General features: G+C 71.0%; 13 protein-coding genes. 5 read left to right on the top strand and 8 right to left on the bottom strand.

The annotated features are described in order from the left end of the window. From AC3A3H_RS00695 to AC3A3H_RS00680, 4 genes are all read right to left on the bottom strand, one after another. On the bottom strand, positions 1-1,218 hold a 1,218-nt coding region (locus AC3A3H_RS00695), incomplete at its 3' end, for a dihydroxyacetone kinase family protein (protein ID WP_487612610.1). Then, positions 1,215-2,537, bottom strand: coding sequence for an RbtT/DalT/CsbX family MFS transporter (locus AC3A3H_RS00690; RefSeq protein WP_487612609.1), 1,323 nt, complete (start codon positions 2,535-2,537; stop codon positions 1,215-1,217). The genes AC3A3H_RS00695 and AC3A3H_RS00690, both read right to left, overlap by 4 nt. A 32-nt stretch (positions 2,538-2,569) precedes the next feature. Further along, positions 2,570-3,688: a zinc-binding dehydrogenase gene (locus tag AC3A3H_RS00685; RefSeq protein ID WP_487612608.1), complete on the bottom strand. Its 1,119-nt coding sequence runs from the start codon at positions 3,686-3,688 to the stop codon at positions 2,570-2,572. 115 nt (positions 3,689-3,803) lie between these two features. After that, a complete protein-coding gene (locus AC3A3H_RS00680; protein ID WP_487612607.1) occupies positions 3,804-5,081 on the bottom strand; it encodes a uracil-xanthine permease family protein in 1,278 nt (425 codons plus the stop codon). Between the two features lie 51 nt (positions 5,082-5,132). Between AC3A3H_RS00680 and AC3A3H_RS00675 the strand changes: the two genes are divergently transcribed. From AC3A3H_RS00675 to AC3A3H_RS00655, 5 genes are all read left to right on the top strand, one after another. Next, positions 5,133-6,632, top strand: a complete 1,500-nt coding sequence (locus AC3A3H_RS00675; protein WP_487612606.1) for an NCS2 family permease — start codon at positions 5,133-5,135, stop codon at positions 6,630-6,632. A gap of 80 nt (positions 6,633-6,712) precedes the next feature. Beyond that, positions 6,713-7,021 carry a hypothetical protein gene (locus AC3A3H_RS00670; protein ID WP_487612605.1) on the top strand — a complete coding sequence of 103 codons (309 nt, stop codon included), beginning with the start codon at positions 6,713-6,715 and terminating at the stop codon, positions 7,019-7,021. A 52-nt stretch (positions 7,022-7,073) separates the two neighbouring features. After that, on the top strand, positions 7,074-7,757 hold the full coding sequence (trmB, locus tag AC3A3H_RS00665) for a tRNA (guanosine(46)-N7)-methyltransferase TrmB (protein WP_487612604.1): 684 nt from the start codon (positions 7,074-7,076) through the stop codon (positions 7,755-7,757). Between the two features lie 10 nt (positions 7,758-7,767). Continuing rightward, complete coding sequence (locus AC3A3H_RS00660) at positions 7,768-9,192, top strand: aldehyde dehydrogenase family protein (protein WP_487612603.1); 1,425 nt, start codon at positions 7,768-7,770, stop codon at positions 9,190-9,192. Positions 9,193-9,370: 178 nt separating this feature from the next. Next, positions 9,371-10,942 carry an aspartate ammonia-lyase gene (locus AC3A3H_RS00655; RefSeq protein WP_487612611.1) on the top strand — a complete coding sequence of 524 codons (1,572 nt, stop codon included), beginning with the start codon at positions 9,371-9,373 and terminating at the stop codon, positions 10,940-10,942. 97 nt (positions 10,943-11,039) lie between these two features. On the opposite strand, the gene AC3A3H_RS00650 is transcribed toward AC3A3H_RS00655, so the two are convergent. The 4 genes from AC3A3H_RS00650 to AC3A3H_RS00635 all read right to left on the bottom strand — a co-directional run. Continuing rightward, positions 11,040-11,948, bottom strand: a complete 909-nt coding sequence (locus AC3A3H_RS00650) for an alpha/beta fold hydrolase (protein WP_487612602.1) — start codon at positions 11,946-11,948, stop codon at positions 11,040-11,042. A gap of 62 nt (positions 11,949-12,010) precedes the next feature. Further along, complete coding sequence (locus tag AC3A3H_RS00645; protein WP_487612601.1) at positions 12,011-12,886, bottom strand: fumarylacetoacetate hydrolase family protein; 876 nt, start codon at positions 12,884-12,886, stop codon at positions 12,011-12,013. Positions 12,887-12,966: 80 nt separating this feature from the next. Beyond that, positions 12,967-13,731, bottom strand: coding sequence for a glycosyltransferase family 2 protein (locus AC3A3H_RS00640; RefSeq protein WP_487612600.1), 765 nt, complete (start codon positions 13,729-13,731; stop codon positions 12,967-12,969). Between the two features lie 58 nt (positions 13,732-13,789). After that, positions 13,790-13,974, bottom strand: a 185-nt coding sequence (locus AC3A3H_RS00635; RefSeq protein ID WP_487612599.1) for a hypothetical protein, incomplete at its 5' end; no start/stop codon positions are given.

Raw genomic sequence — 13,974 nt, 5'->3', positions numbered from 1 at the left:
CGCCTCCGCGCCGCGCAGCATGCCGCGGCCGTGGTCGCCGTCTCCCGCGACCGCGTCGATGGCTCCGAGCTCGTCCTCGCGCTCGCGCAGCAGCGCGCACACGCGCTCCGCCGCGGCCGCCACCCGTCCGGCGAGGGCGGCCGAGGCGGGCGAGGGCGGTTCGAACGCGTGGAGCTCAGCCGTGGCGTCGGTGTGGTCGTCCGCACTGGACGCCAGAGTGGCGGCGAGCGGTGCGGCCTGCTTGCGATAGGCGGGGGCGTAGGCGTCTGCCCGCCAGAGCGGCTCCAGGTCGTCGTCCAGCCAGGCGAGGGTGAGCGAGCACCCGCCCATGTCGAGGCTCGTGACGAGCTCGCCGACCTCCGGCTCGACGACTTCCAGTCCCGCGGCCTCCAGCAGCGGCACGATGCGCGCCCACAGCAGGAACAGCTCCTCGTACTTGGTAGTGCCGAGACCGTTGAGGATCGCGCCGACCCGTGCCGGCCCGGTGCGCGGAGCGGCCTCCAGCACGCCGGTCACGAGCAGTTCGGCCAGCCCGGTGGCAGTCGGCATCTGCACGTCCCGGATCCCGGGCTCGCCGTGGATGCCGAGGCCCAGTCCGAGCATCCCCGGCGGCACCTGGAACAGCGGCTCCCGCGCGCCGGGCATCGTGCAGCCGGAGAAGGCGACGCCGAGCGTGCGCGTCGCCGCGTTGGCCGCGCGTCCCGCGCGCTCGACGGCGTCGAGGTCGAGCCCGGCCGCCGCCGCGGCGCCCAGCGCCTTGAACACCACGAAATCGCCCGCGATCCCGCGACGGTCCTCCTCGGCGGGCGCGGAGGCCACGTCGTCCGTCACCAGCACGATCCGGGTGTCGATGCCCTCGGCGCGCAATCGCTCGGCGGCGATCCCGAAGTTCATCACATCGCCCGCATAGTTGCCGAAGGTGAGGACGACGCCGCGGCCGCGGTGCGCCGCCTTGGCGACCGAGTACACGTGCGCCGCCGACGGCGACGTGAAGATGTTGCCGACCACGGCGCCCGTGGCGAAGCCCGGGCCGACGAGGCCCGCGAACGCCGGGTAGTGTCCCGAGCCGCCGCCGACCACGACGGCGACCGTCGGCTCGCCGGCCGCCCGGGCGACGACGCCGCCCGGGACGCGACGCAACCGGTCGGCGTAGACGGCGGCGAAGCCGTCGAGCTGGTCCTCCGCGAAGTCCGCGGGGACATCCGAGATGCGGGTCATCGGACGCTCTCCAGCTCCGGCTCCGCGGTCGGCTCGTCCTCGGTGTGCTGGTTCACCTTCAGGAAACCGATCATCACGAACGCGCAGGCGTAGAGCGCGACGAACGACCACACGACGCCCACTGCTCCCCAGTGCGGGAACACCAGGGCGACGACGCCGCTGCCGAGGAAGGTCGCTCCACCGGCGGCCGTGGTGTACATCGCCATGGCGGCGCCCTTCTGCTGCGGGGCGAGCGCGGGCATGATCGCGCCCATCGGCACGAAGCCGGCGAGCATGATGCCGAAGACCGTGCCGGCGATCGTCGCGACGACGAAGCCCCAGTCGCTCCCCGCCGGGACCCAGTGCGGCACGTACCACCACAGCAGCAGCCCGACGGACGAGCCGACGATGCCGAACCAGCGGACGGTCCTGCCCCAGCCCATCCGGTCGCCGATCGCGCCGAAAACCGCGTTGAAGGCGATGTTGCCCGCGAAGATCACGACCGTCATCAGCAGCCAGCGGCTCTGCCCCCAGCCGAGCTGGTCGGCCATGACGGCCGGCAGGACGATGAACATGCCGAACTCCGGCGCCGTGTTGATCAGGCGGATCAGGAAGCCCATCAGCACCTTCGGGCTGCGCGCGGTGAGCACGATCCCGGAGCTGAGCACGCGCGCGGCCGAGTCGGTCGCCGGGGCCAGGCGGCGGTTGCCGTGTTGCTCCCGGACGCCGAAGTGCGCGATCGTCCAGCCGACGAGGACGAGCCCGGCCGAGGCGACCATCGTCAGCGTCTCGCCGCCCGCGCCGCCGCCGAACGCCGGGATGGCGAAGACCGCGAACAGCGAGCCGAGCGTCGGCAGGCCGCCGGTGAACATCACGTAGAACCAGCCCACAGCGGTGCCGTTGCGCTTCTTCGGCACGATCTGGTTGATCCAGACCAGGAACGCGAACGCGAAGAACGGGAAGCCGAACCCGCGCAGGAAGTAGCTGACGAACAGCAGCGGCACGCTCTCGATCGACAGCGAGAACAGGAACGCGCCCTCGAACACGAGCCACATGACCATGCCGATCGTCATCACCCGCCGCGGACCCCACAGGTCGGCGAGCGCGCCGGAGAGGTACGAGGCGATCAGCACGGCGAGGCTGTACATGGCGATGATCTGGGCGACGATCGCGAACTTGTCATCGCCCAGCGCCTCGGTCATGTGCGGGGAGAGGAAGTTGGACTCCACGCCGTTGCCGGTCATGAAGACGAGGACGCCGAGGAAGCCCCAGCGCAGCGGATGCGGGATGCCGATCCGGTCGAGGAAGGTCTCGCGGCCGGGTGATGCTGTGGTGCTCATCAGAGGACTCCTGTGCTCGTTCTTGTGCCGCGTCAGGGCAGGATGGTGACCTTGATGGAGGCGCCGGCCGTGTCGCCGACGAGGTCGAGCGCGCTCTGGAACCCGGCGAGCGGGAACTGGTGCGTGCAGATGTCGTCCATCGGCAGCATGCCGGACTCGAGGAGCTTGATCGCGGCGGGCCAGCAGCCGGGCCCGAGGTGGGCGCCGCGCACGTCGAGCTCCTTGTCGTCGCTGATGATCGACCAGTCGACGGTCACGTCGGAGCCGAACACCGAGTACTCGACGTACGTGCCGAGCTTGCGGAGGAGGTTGAGGCCCTGGCCGACGGCCGAGGGGTGCCCGGTCGCCTCGATGTAGACGTCGGCGCCGTACCCGTCGGTGAGCTCCGTGACGCGGGCGACCGCGTCCTCCGTCGTGATGTTGATCGTCACGTCGGCGCCGCACGCGCGGGCGAGTTCGAGCTTGTCGTCGCTCATGTCGAGCGCCACGACCGTCAGCGGGTTCTTCTGGCGGGCGCCCGCGATGGCGCCGAGGCCGATCGGTCCGGCGCCTGCGATCACCACGACGTCCCCGAACCGGATGCCGGCGCGCTCCACCGCGTGCATCGCGCAGGAGAGCGGTTCGGCGTACGCGGCGTGCTGTGGCGCCAGGTCGTCGGACACCGGATGCGTCAGCGCCCGCGCCGGGATGAGGGCGTACTCGGCCATCGCGCCGTCGAAGTCCTTGAAGCCGAACATCGCGTGCGGGGCGCACATCCAGTACTGGCCGCGCACGCAGTACCGGCAGTCGCCGCACGGGACGATCTGCTCGCACGCGACGCGGTCGCCGAGCGCGAGCCTCCGCCGGGCCAGCGCGGCCGGGTCGCCCGCCACGACGCGGCCGACGAACTCGTGGCCGGGGATGCGGCCGGTCTGCGCCCAGGCCGGGCGGTTCTCGTCGCCCCAGAACTTGGGGGCGCCGTGGTAGCACTTCAGGTCGGAGGCGCAGACGCCGACGGCCTCCACGCGCAGCAGCAGCTCACCGGCCCCGGGCTGCGGGACCGCGACGGTCTCGAGCCGGTAGTCCTCCGGCCCGTGCACGACGACGGCCGTCATGGTCTCGGGGATCGGAGCGGCGGCGTGCGCCTCGGTCTCGGACGGCGTTGTGGACATGACACTCCTCGGGGATCGCAGCTGACATTTTTCAGCTTAGGATAGATCCGAGGGCGTGTGCAATTTCAGATATGGCACACCGGGAGTAGTGCACGGCCGGCGTCCGCGTGCCGGGCTAGGCGGTCCCGCGCACCTTCGCGATCGAGTTCATGCCGTGGTACACGACGATCGCCGCGATGGCGCCGAGCGCGATCCCGTTGAAGGTGAGCTGGCCGTAGTTCAGCGTGAAGTCGCCGATTCCGATGATCAGCGCGGTCGCCGCGGTGAACTGGTTGACCGGCTTGGAGAAGTCGACCTTGTTGTCCAGCCAGATCTTCACCCCGATGACGCCGATGAGGCCGTACAGCGCGGTCGTCACGCCGCCGAGCACGCCCGCCGGGATCGTGTTGATGACGGCGCCGACCTTGGGGGAGAGGCCCAGCAGCACCGCGACGATGCCGGCGACCCAGTAGGCGGCCGTCGAGTAGACGCGCGTCGCGGCCATGACGCCGATGTTCTCGCCGTACGTCGTCGTGCCGGAGCCGCCGAAGAAGCCGGCGATGGTCGTCGCCAGGCCGTCGGCGAACAGCGCCCGGCCGGTGAGCTTGTTGACCGCGGGGTCGGTGAGCTGCGCCACCCCGCGGATGTGCCCGACGTTCTCCGCGATCAGCACGAGCACGACGGGCAGGAAGGCGGGCAGGATGCCCCAGGTCGACGCCGGCTCGGTGAACGGGTTGGCCGGGAGGGTGAACTGCGGGAGGCCGATCCACGCCGCCTTGTCGACCTTGCTGAAGTCGACCTGCCCGGCGAGCGCCGCGAAGACGTAGCCGACGACGACGCCCAGGAAGATCGAGAGCCGGCCCAGCATCCCCCGGAACAGCACGGTGCAGAGGAGGACGGCCGCGAGCGTCACCAGCGCCGTGACCGGAGCCTGCATGAAGTTGTTCTTCGCGGCGGGCGCGAGGTTGAAGCCGATCAGCGCGACGATGGCGCCGGCGACGATCGGCGGCATCAGCCCGTCGATCCACTTCGTGCCGGTCGCGACGACGATCAGGCCGACGACGGCGAGCAGGAGGCCGGTGACGACGATCCCGAACAGGGCGGACGGCATCCCGTGCGCCTTGGTCGCTGCCAGGATCGGCACGATGAACGCGAACGACGACCCCAGGTAGCTGGGCAGCCGGTTGCGGGTCACCAGCAGGAAGAGGACGGTGCCGACGCCCGAGAACAGCAGTGTCGTGCTCGGCGGGAAGCCGGTCAGCACCGGCACCAGGAACGTCGCGCCGAACATCGCGACGACGTGCTGGGCGCCGAGCCCGATGGTGCGCGGCCAGGTCAGCCGCTCGCCGGGGAGCACGATCTCGTGCGCTCCGACCTTCTTGCCGTCGCCGTGCAGCTTCCAGGGCAGAGCCATGCGTGTCCTTATCGTGTCAGGAAGGGAATTAGGCTGGTACGGCGCTGTGACATGTCTTCGAATGCGCCCCGAAACCAAACCCCACCGATACTACGGGAGAGCACCATTTCCGCTTCGACTTCGACGCCCACGCCGACCCTCAAGGGCCGCCTGGACCGGTTCTTCGAGATCACGTCACGCGGCAGCACCTGGGCCACGGAGGTCCGCGGCGGCCTGCTGACGTTCGTGACGATGGCGTACATCGTCATCCTCAACCCCATCATCCTGAGCTCGACGCCGGACGTGGCGGGGCACTCGCTCGGCTTCGACCAGGTCGGCGCCGTCACCGCCCTGAGCGCCGGTGTCATGACCGTGCTCTTCGGCCTGGTCGCCCGGCTGCCGTTCGCGTTCGCGGCCGGCCTCGGCATCAACTCGTTCCTCGCGGTCAACGTCGTCAAGGTGCTGACCTGGCAGGAGGCGATGGGCCTCGTCGTCATCAACGGCCTCATCATCGTGCTGCTCGCGGCCACCGGCCTGCGCCGGCTGATCTTCAACGCGGTCCCGCCGCAGCTGAAGACGGCGATCACGGTCGGCATCGGCCTGTTCATCGCGTTCATCGGCTTCGTCGACAGCGGCTTCGTGCGCAGCACCAAGGCGGCCTCGCCTCCCGTGCAGCTCGGCGAGGCCGGGTCCATCGCCACGCTCCCCACCCTCGTGTTCCTGATCGCTCTGGTGATCATGGGCGTGCTCATGGCCCGCGGGGTGAAGGGCGCGCTCCTGATCGGCATCGTCGCGGCGACGGTCGTCGCGATCATCATCGAGGCGATCTTCCACCTCGGCTCGTCGGCGAAGAACCCGGACGGCTGGAACCTCTCCGTCCCGCAGCTGCCGACCTCGTTCGTGTCCGTGCCGAACCTCAGCCTCGTCGGACAGTTCGACCTGTTCGGCTCGTTCGCGCGCATCGGCGGCCTCGCGGCGATCATGCTCGTCTTCACGCTCGTCTTCACGAACTTCTTCGACGCGATGGGCTCGATGACCGGCCTGGCCCGCAGCGCCGGCCTTGCCAACGAGGACGGGACCTTCCCGCGCCTGCAGTCCGCGCTCATCGTGGAGGGCGTCGGCGCGGTCGTCGGCGGCGGCACGTCGGCGTCGTCCAACACGGTGTTCGTGGAGTCGGCCTCCGGCATCGGCGAGGGCGCGAAGACCGGCTTCGCGAGCGTCATCACCGGTGTGCTGTTCCTGCTGGCCATGTTCTTCACGCCGCTCACGAGCGTCGTCCCGAGCGAGGTCGCCGCAGCGGCGCTGGTCATCGTCGGCGCCCTGATGGTGGTGCAGATCCGCCACATCGACTTCCACGAGTTCTCCAGCACGCTGCCGGTGTTCCTCACGATCATCGTCATGCCGCTGACCTACTCGATCGCGAACGGCATCGGCGTCGGCTTCATCTCCTGGGTGCTCATCCGGTCGCTGGCCGGCAAGGCGCGCGAGATCAGCCCGCTGCTCTGGATCGTCGCGGCCGGGTTCCTGGTCTACTTCGCCCGCGGGCCGATCGAGGCGGTGCTGCCGCACTGAGCGGCGGCCCGGGTAACCCCTGACCTGAACCGGGGGTTACCCGGATGTGCGCCGGGCGCGCGGATCGCTTGACTGGATCCATGACATCCACCAGCACCTCACCGAACCCGTACGCGAGCGCTCCCGCCCGCACCCTCAGCGTCACCAGCTTCGCGCTCGGCCTCGCATCCATCGTCTTCAGCTGGACCTTCCTGGCACCGATCGCCGGACTCGTCCTCGGCGTGCTCGCCCTCGGGCGGGAGCCGCAGGGCCGCACCTTCGCGATCTGGGGGATCGTGCTCAACGCGGTCATGCTCGCCGGGATCCTGATCGGCCTCCTGGTCGCCGTGGTCGGCTTCGGCGTCGGGCTGGCGTTCCTGCCCTGGCACATCGTGGGCGCCGCGCTCTGAGCGACGCCCGCCTCCGCTCGGCGGGGCTCGCGCGGCCTGCGAGAATGGAGGGATGGAACCGTCCCCCCTCGTCCGGCCGCGCAGCTTCGTCATCCGCGGCAGGAAGACCGAAGCGCAGCAGCGCGCGATCGACGAGCTCTGGCCGGTCTTCGGCGTGGACTTCGCGGGCGCTCGGCTCGACCTCGACGCGATCTTCGGGCGCACGGCGCCGCGGGTCGTGGAGATCGGCTTCGGCAACGGCGAGAACCTCCTCGCCCTGGCCGCACGTCATCCGGAGAAGGACTTCCTGGGCGTGGAGGTCCACGGCGCGGGCGTCGGCCGCGTGCTCGCCGCTGCGCACGAGCAGGGGCTCACGAACGTCCGGGTGGTCCGGCACGACGCGGTGGAGGTGTTCGAGCGGGGGCTCGGCGCCGACAGCGTCGACGAGGTGCTCATCTTCTTCCCCGACCCGTGGCCGAAGGCCCGCCACCACCGGCGCCGCCTGGTCCAGCCCGACGTCGCCCGGCTCATCGTCGCCGCGCTGAAACCGACCGGCGTCCTCCGGCTCGCGACCGACTGGGAGCCGTACGCCGAGCACATGATCGACGTGCTCGACGCCGAGCCGGCGCTGGTGAACGTCGCAGGCGCAGGCGGATTCATCCCGCGGCCGGAGGACCGGCCGGTGACCAAGTTCGAGCGACGCGGCGAGCGGCTGGGACACGCGATCTTCGACCTGGAGTACCGGCCGCGCGTGTGATGATGGGCGCATGACCTCGGAGTCCACGCTCTCGCCCGGCAGCGTCGCCGGCGACACCATCCCGCAGACCGTCGCAGCCCTGCGTTCCACGTTCGACAGCGGCCGCACCAAGCCGCTCTCCTGGCGGCTCGCGCAGCTCGCCGGCCTCCGCCGGATGCTGACCGAGCGCGCGGCCGAGTTCGAGGACGCGCTGCTGGAGGACCTGGCCAAGAACCCGACGGAGTCGCAGATCGCCGAGATCGGCTTCGTCGTCGGCGAGATCGACCACATGCGGCGCAACCTCCGGCGCTGGCTGCGGCCGCGCAAGGTCGGCGTGCCCGGCGCGCTGCTGCCCGCCACGGCCCGGGTCGTGCTCGAGCCGGCCGGGGTGGTGCTCGTGATCGCGCCGTGGAACTATCCCGTGCAGTTGCTGCTGGCCCCGGTGGTCGGCGCCCTGGCGGCCGGGAACGCGGTCATGCTGAAGCCGAGCGAGCTCGCGCCGGCGACCTCGGCGGCGATGGCGCGGCTCGTGCCGCAGTACCTCGATCCGAAGGCCGTCGCGGTGGTGGAGGGCGGCGTCGAGCAGTCCTCGGAGCTGCTCGCGCAGCGCTGGGACCACATCTTCTTCACCGGGAACGGCCGCGTCGGCCGCATCGTCGCCGCCGCCGCGGCCGAGCATCTGATGCCGGTCACGCTGGAGCTCGGCGGCAAGTCGCCGGTCTACGTGGACGACTCGGTCGACCTCGCGGCGGCAGCGCGGCGGATCGCGTGGGGCAAGTTCATGAACGCCGGCCAGACCTGCGTGGCGCCCGACTACATCCTGGCGACGGCGACCGTGGCGAAGCGGCTCGCGGACGAGCTCGCGACCGCGCTGCGCGCCCTCTACGGCGAGGACCCCGCGCAGAGCCCCGACTACGGGCGCATCGTCAACGACCGCCAGTTCGAGCGGCTCACGGGCCTGCTCGCCTCGGGCACGCCCGCTGTCGGCGGCGGGTCGGAGGCGGCCTCCCGCTACGTCGCCCCGACCGTGCTCGTGGATGTGCCGCGCGACTCCGCCGTCATGGGCGAGGAGATCTTCGGCCCGGTGCTGCCGATCGTCGCCGTCGACGGACTGGACGACGCGATCGCGTTCATCCGCTCCGGCGACAAGCCGCTCGCCCTCTACGTCTTCAGCGAGCGGCGCGACGTCCGCCGCCGGATCCTCACCGAGACGAGCTCCGGAGCGGTCGGCTTCGGGGTGCCCGCCGCGCACCTCGCGGTCGGCGGCCTCCCGTTCGGCGGGGTGGGGGAGAGCGGTTCCGGCGCCTATCACGGACGGCGCTCGCTGGAGACGTTCAGCCACGAGAAGGCGGTGCTGACGAAGCCGCTCACGCCGGACACGCTGCAACTCGTGTACCCGCCGTACACCGAGGCCAAGGACCGGTTCGCGCGCGGGCTGCTGCGCAAACTGGGCTGATCCGGCGCCGCCTCGACAGGGTGTCGAATGCCGTCCGGGATCCCGGACGGTGTGTCCATCTTCCGCCGTACTTCCGGGGGTAGGCTCGGCATTGCCGGGCGCCACGAACGGCCGGCATCCCGAATACGCCAACGCACAACGAGAGGCAATGGAGCCAAGCGTGGATTCCACAGCAACGATGGACGAACCGAAGACTCACCCCATCCCCGTCATCGACACCACGGCGGTCGACACCACCGTCGTCGACGCGTCGGAGAACGTCTCCGACGTCCCGACCCCCAGCGCCGAGGGCCGGCCGACCCGCGTCGAGACGGACTCTCTGGGCAGCCGGGAGATCCCGGCCGACGCCTACTGGGGCGTCCACACCTCGCGGGCGCTGGAGAACTTCCCGATCGCCAAGCGGCCCATCTCGGTCTACCCGGACCTGATCGTCGCCCTCGCCGCGGTCAAGCAGGCCGCCGCCCGCGCCAATCTGGAGATCGGCGTGCTGGAGCAGCACAAGGCCGACCTGATCGACCGCGCCTGCCAGCTGATCATCGACGGCAAGTACCACGACCAGTTCGTGGTCGGCGTCATGCAGGGCGGGGCGGGCACGTCCACGAACATGAACGCGAACGAGGTCATCGCGAACATCGCTCTGGAGCTCGACGGCCGGGCCAAGGGCGAGTACGCCCTGATGAGCCCGATCGACGACGTGAACCGCAGCCAGAGCACGAACGACACCTACCCGACCGCGATCAAGATCGCGCTCACCTTCGCGCTCGGTCACCTGCTGGACGAGCTGGCGCTGCTGCGCGACGCGTTCGCGGCGAAGGCCCACGAGTTCCGGCACATCCTCAAGGTCGGCCGCACCCAGCTCCAGGATGCCGTGCCGATGACGCTCGGCCAGGAGTTCCACGGCTTCGCCACCACCCTCACCGAGGACCACGCCCGGCTCACCGAGACCAAGTGGCTGCTGGCCGAGATCAACCTGGGCGCGACCGCGATCGGCACCGGGATCACCGCCGACCCCGGCTACGCGGCGGCGGCGGTCAAGCACCTCAACCTGATCACCGGCCTCAACCTGGAGACCGCGCCCGACCTGATCGAGTCGACGTCCGACGCCGGAGCGTTCATGTCGTTCTCCGGCTCGCTCAAGCGCTCGGCGATCAAGCTGTCGAAGATCTGCAACGACCTGCGCCTGCTGTCCTCCGGCCCGCAGGCCGGCCTCGGCGAGATCAACCTCCCGCCCCGTCAGGCGGGCTCCAGCATCATGCCGGGCAAGGTCAACCCGGTCATCCCGGAGGTCGTCAACCAGGTCGCGTTCTCGGTGGCCGGCGCCGACGTCACGGTGACCATGGCGGCGGAAGGCGGGCAGCTGCAGCTGAACGCGTTCGAGCCGGTGATCGCGCACTCGCTGCTGCAGTCCATCACCTGGATGGCGCAGGCCTTCCACACGCTGCGGGTCAACTGCGTCGACGGCATCACCGCCAACGAGGAGCGCCTCGGCGCCATGGTCGGCTCGTCCGTCGGCGTCATCACCGCGCTCACCCCGCACATCGGCTACGCCGCCGCGGCCGCGCTCGCGAAGTCGGCGCTGCTCACCGGCCACAACGTCGCCGACCTGGTGGTGGAGGCCAAGCTGATGAGCCGCGAAGAGGTCACCCGGCTGCTGTCTCCGGCCCGCCTCAGCGGGCTCGAGGCGATCACGACCTCCATCCCGATCGTCGAGGCGGAGGCCATCGAGCGCGCCGAAAAGTCGCGCGAGTAACCTCCTCCCGCGAAAGTCTCACCCCGAGGGGCACGTCGTTGTCACTTCCGAGCCCGGAAAGCGACAACAACGTGCCCCTCGGCGCGTGAGGAACGCGTCAGCGGGGCTCAGCGGAGTGGAAGAGGGCGATCATGTCCCGGCCGAGCTGGTTCGGGGCCGTCTCGCACGGGCTGTGCCCGGTGCGGTAGACGGCCAGCCGGGCGCCGAGCGCCTGCGCGTTCGCGGCGTGCAGGTGCGTGGGCCACAGGTCGTGGTCGCCGGTGGCCACCAGGACCGGGAGGCCGAGGGCGGCGACGCGGTCGCGCACGTCGGGCACACGCTTCATCAGCCCGATGATGTCGTCCACGCTCGAGCGCCGGGTGAGCGCGAACCGGGCGCGGACGAAGGCGAGCCGGGTCGGGCCGACCTTGTTCTTGTTCGTCACGATGCCCCAGATCATCAGCCCGGCGCCCTGACGGCCGGTCAGGAACCAGCTGAGCCAGCCGATGACGCGCACGCCGCGGAACGCCTGGCCCGGCTCCGGCGGGGAGGTGAGCAGGGTCAGGGTGCGGAACAGCTCCGGATGCTCGACGAGCGCGAGCTCGGCCAGGATGCCGGCGAACGAGTAGCCGAGGACATGCGCCGCGTCGCCCTCCCGGAGGAACGCGACGAAGTCGGCCACGAGCAGGTCGTAGCTGTAGCGCTGCCCGGCGGCGGGGCCGGCCGACGCCGATTCGTACTGGCCGGCGAGGTCGTAGCTCTCTACGTAGTAGCCCGCAGCCACCAGGATCGGCGCGAGGAGGTAGAAGTCCTCCTTCGAGCCGGTGGCGCCGGGGACCAGCACCACCCGCGGGTCGGCGGGGTCGCCGAGCGCGACCACGGCGAGCTCGCCGCTGGGCGCGCGGAACGTCGAGAACCTCGCGCCGACCGGCGCCACCGACCAGTCGATGTCCGGGAGGACCGCGTCGAGGCGGGCCGCCTCGTCGTCTCCGCCCGAGACTCCGGAGCGCCGCTCGCCGATCGACATGCACTCACGCTAGCCGAACCCGCCGACGAATGCGTGGAGTGCGGGAATCGGCGCGGCCGGGCTCAGGTGACCCGGCAGTAGGTCGTCAGGTAGCCGATCCCGCCGATCGAGACCGTGACGGTCGAGCGGTCGCGGAGGAACACGGGGGGCGTGCGCGAGTAGCCGGCGCCGCCCGGGCTGCCGGTGGAGATCAGGGTGCCCGGCTGGATGGTGGCCGACCGCGACAGGAACTCGATGATCTCGGCGACCGAGCGGACCATGTCGGCGGTGGAGGCGTCCTGCAGGATCGCGCCGTCGACGTTCGTGGTCAGCCACAGGTCCTGCGGGTCGGGGATCTCGTCGGCCGTGACGACCACGGGGCCGTTGGGGGTGAAGCCGTCGAACGACTTGCACCGCGACCACTGCGCCTCCGAGAACTGGAGGTCGCGCGCGGTGATGTCGTTGACCACGGTGTAGCCCCACACGTAGTCGAGGGCGTCGCGCACGGAGACGTCGCGCGCCGGCTTGCCGATGATGACGCCGAGCTCGGCCTCGTAGTCGACCTGCGTGGTGAGGTTCTCCGGCCAGCTGGTGGTGCCGCCGTGCCCGGCGAGTGAGTTGGGCCACAGCGAGAACACGGTCGCCGCCTTCTCGCTGCGCAGCTTCAGCTCGGAGGCGTGCGCGGCGTAGTTGGCCCCGATCGCGATCACCTGCGGCGGGCGCAGCACCGCGGAGGCGTGCCGCAGCTCGTGCACCGGGACGAGCGGGGCGCCGGTGGTGACGGCTTCGTCCACGAGCGCGCGCACCTGGGCGAGGGTGGTGTCCCCGCGCTCGATGAGCTCCTGGAGGTCGCGCGGCGCCTCGGCCATGAGTTCGTCGAGGAAGAGGGCTTCGTCTCCGATGACGGCGGCGAAGCGCGGGTAAGAATCCGGGGTGGTGCTGAGGTGCGAGAATCTCACACACTCCAACCTATCGGTCGGGAGCCCCGCGCGACGAACCCGCACCGCCGAACCCGCACCGCCGAACCCGCACCGCCGGCTCAGGCGATCGCGCCCGGCGCCTCCTCGGCGTGCTCGGCCTCCCACCGCCGGCGTGCCGCGCGCCGGCGCCACGGCGTCTCCTCCGGCAGATGCATCCGGAGCGTGCCGAACGCCCAGCGGATACGGCGGCCGAAGCCGCGCCAGGTCGAGAACGGCCGCGACGAGATGCCGACGAGCAGCCGCTCGTCGTAGCGCACGATGACGCCGGGGTCGAGATGGATGGCGAGGTCGAGGTCGTCGTGCACCTCGCGCAGGTCGCGGTGCACCCGGCCGCGGACGTCGTGCCAGACGTCGCGCCGCATCGCGAAGTTGGAGCCGAAGATCGGCGGATGGCCGAGCCAGATCTCCATCGACCAGAAGTAGCCGCCGATGTAGAGGAGCTGCCCGAGCCCTGCGACGAAGGTGTTGCCGTCGTAGAACACCCCCGGCCCGGTCAGCACGCCGATGGCCGGGTCGTCGACGAACTCGGCGTCGATGTGCAGGAGCCAGTCGACGGGAGGCCGCGAGTCGGCGTCGAGGCGGGCGATGATGTCCCCGGTCGCGGCGTCGTAGCCGGTGGCGGCGGCGGGGAAGATGCCGCGCACGCTCTGCTCGAGCACCACGGCGCCGGCGGCGCGGGCGACGGCCGCGGTGTCGTCGCTGCTGCCGTTGTCCACGACCACGATCTCGTCGGCGGGCCGGAGCTGCGCGGCCAGATCGGCCAGGCAGCGCGCCAGCATCTCGGCGTCGTCGAGCGCGGGGATCACGACGGTGATCGAGGGCACGAGAACGCTCCCTCCTCGACCGAAATACGTGTATCCGTGGTGCCTGTCGTCGCTGATCCTACGCTCCGGCGGGGGCGGCTGGGCTGCGCCGGGCCGGTCGCGGCCGTGCCTTCGCGTGCGCCTGGCGCGTTGCCTGCGCTTCGCGCTGAGCCTCGTGCGCGCTCCCCCACAGGTGCATCCCCGCGTAGCTGCGCCACGGCGACCAGAGCGCCCCGCGCGCCGCGAGCTCGCGCGGCTCGGCGG

This window comes from Leifsonia sp. Soil_N53, from assembly GCF_057655165.1.
The sequence above is the reverse complement of the archived record's forward strand: the minus strand, read 5'-3'. Positions and strand labels throughout refer to the sequence as shown.

Bases quoted from the DNA above. Each gene is read 5' to 3' on its own strand.
- AC3A3H_RS00690 (WP_487612609.1), bottom strand. From the start codon at position 2,537: ATGAGCACCACAGCATCACCCGGCCGCGAGACCTTCCTCGACCGGATC.
- AC3A3H_RS00685 (WP_487612608.1), bottom strand. From the start codon at position 3,688: ATGTCCACAACGCCGTCCGAGACCGAGGCGCACGCCGCCGCTCCGATC.
- AC3A3H_RS00680 (WP_487612607.1), bottom strand. From the start codon at position 5,081: ATGGCTCTGCCCTGGAAGCTGCACGGCGACGGCAAGAAGGTCGGAGCG.
- AC3A3H_RS00675 (WP_487612606.1), top strand. From the start codon at position 5,133: ATGTCTTCGAATGCGCCCCGAAACCAAACCCCACCGATACTACGGGAG.
- AC3A3H_RS00670 (WP_487612605.1), top strand. From the start codon at position 6,713: ATGACATCCACCAGCACCTCACCGAACCCGTACGCGAGCGCTCCCGCC.
- trmB (WP_487612604.1), top strand. From the start codon at position 7,074: ATGGAACCGTCCCCCCTCGTCCGGCCGCGCAGCTTCGTCATCCGCGGC.
- AC3A3H_RS00660 (WP_487612603.1), top strand. From the start codon at position 7,768: ATGACCTCGGAGTCCACGCTCTCGCCCGGCAGCGTCGCCGGCGACACC.
- AC3A3H_RS00655 (WP_487612611.1), top strand. From the start codon at position 9,371: ATGGACGAACCGAAGACTCACCCCATCCCCGTCATCGACACCACGGCG.
- AC3A3H_RS00650 (WP_487612602.1), bottom strand. From the start codon at position 11,948: ATGTCGATCGGCGAGCGGCGCTCCGGAGTCTCGGGCGGAGACGACGAG.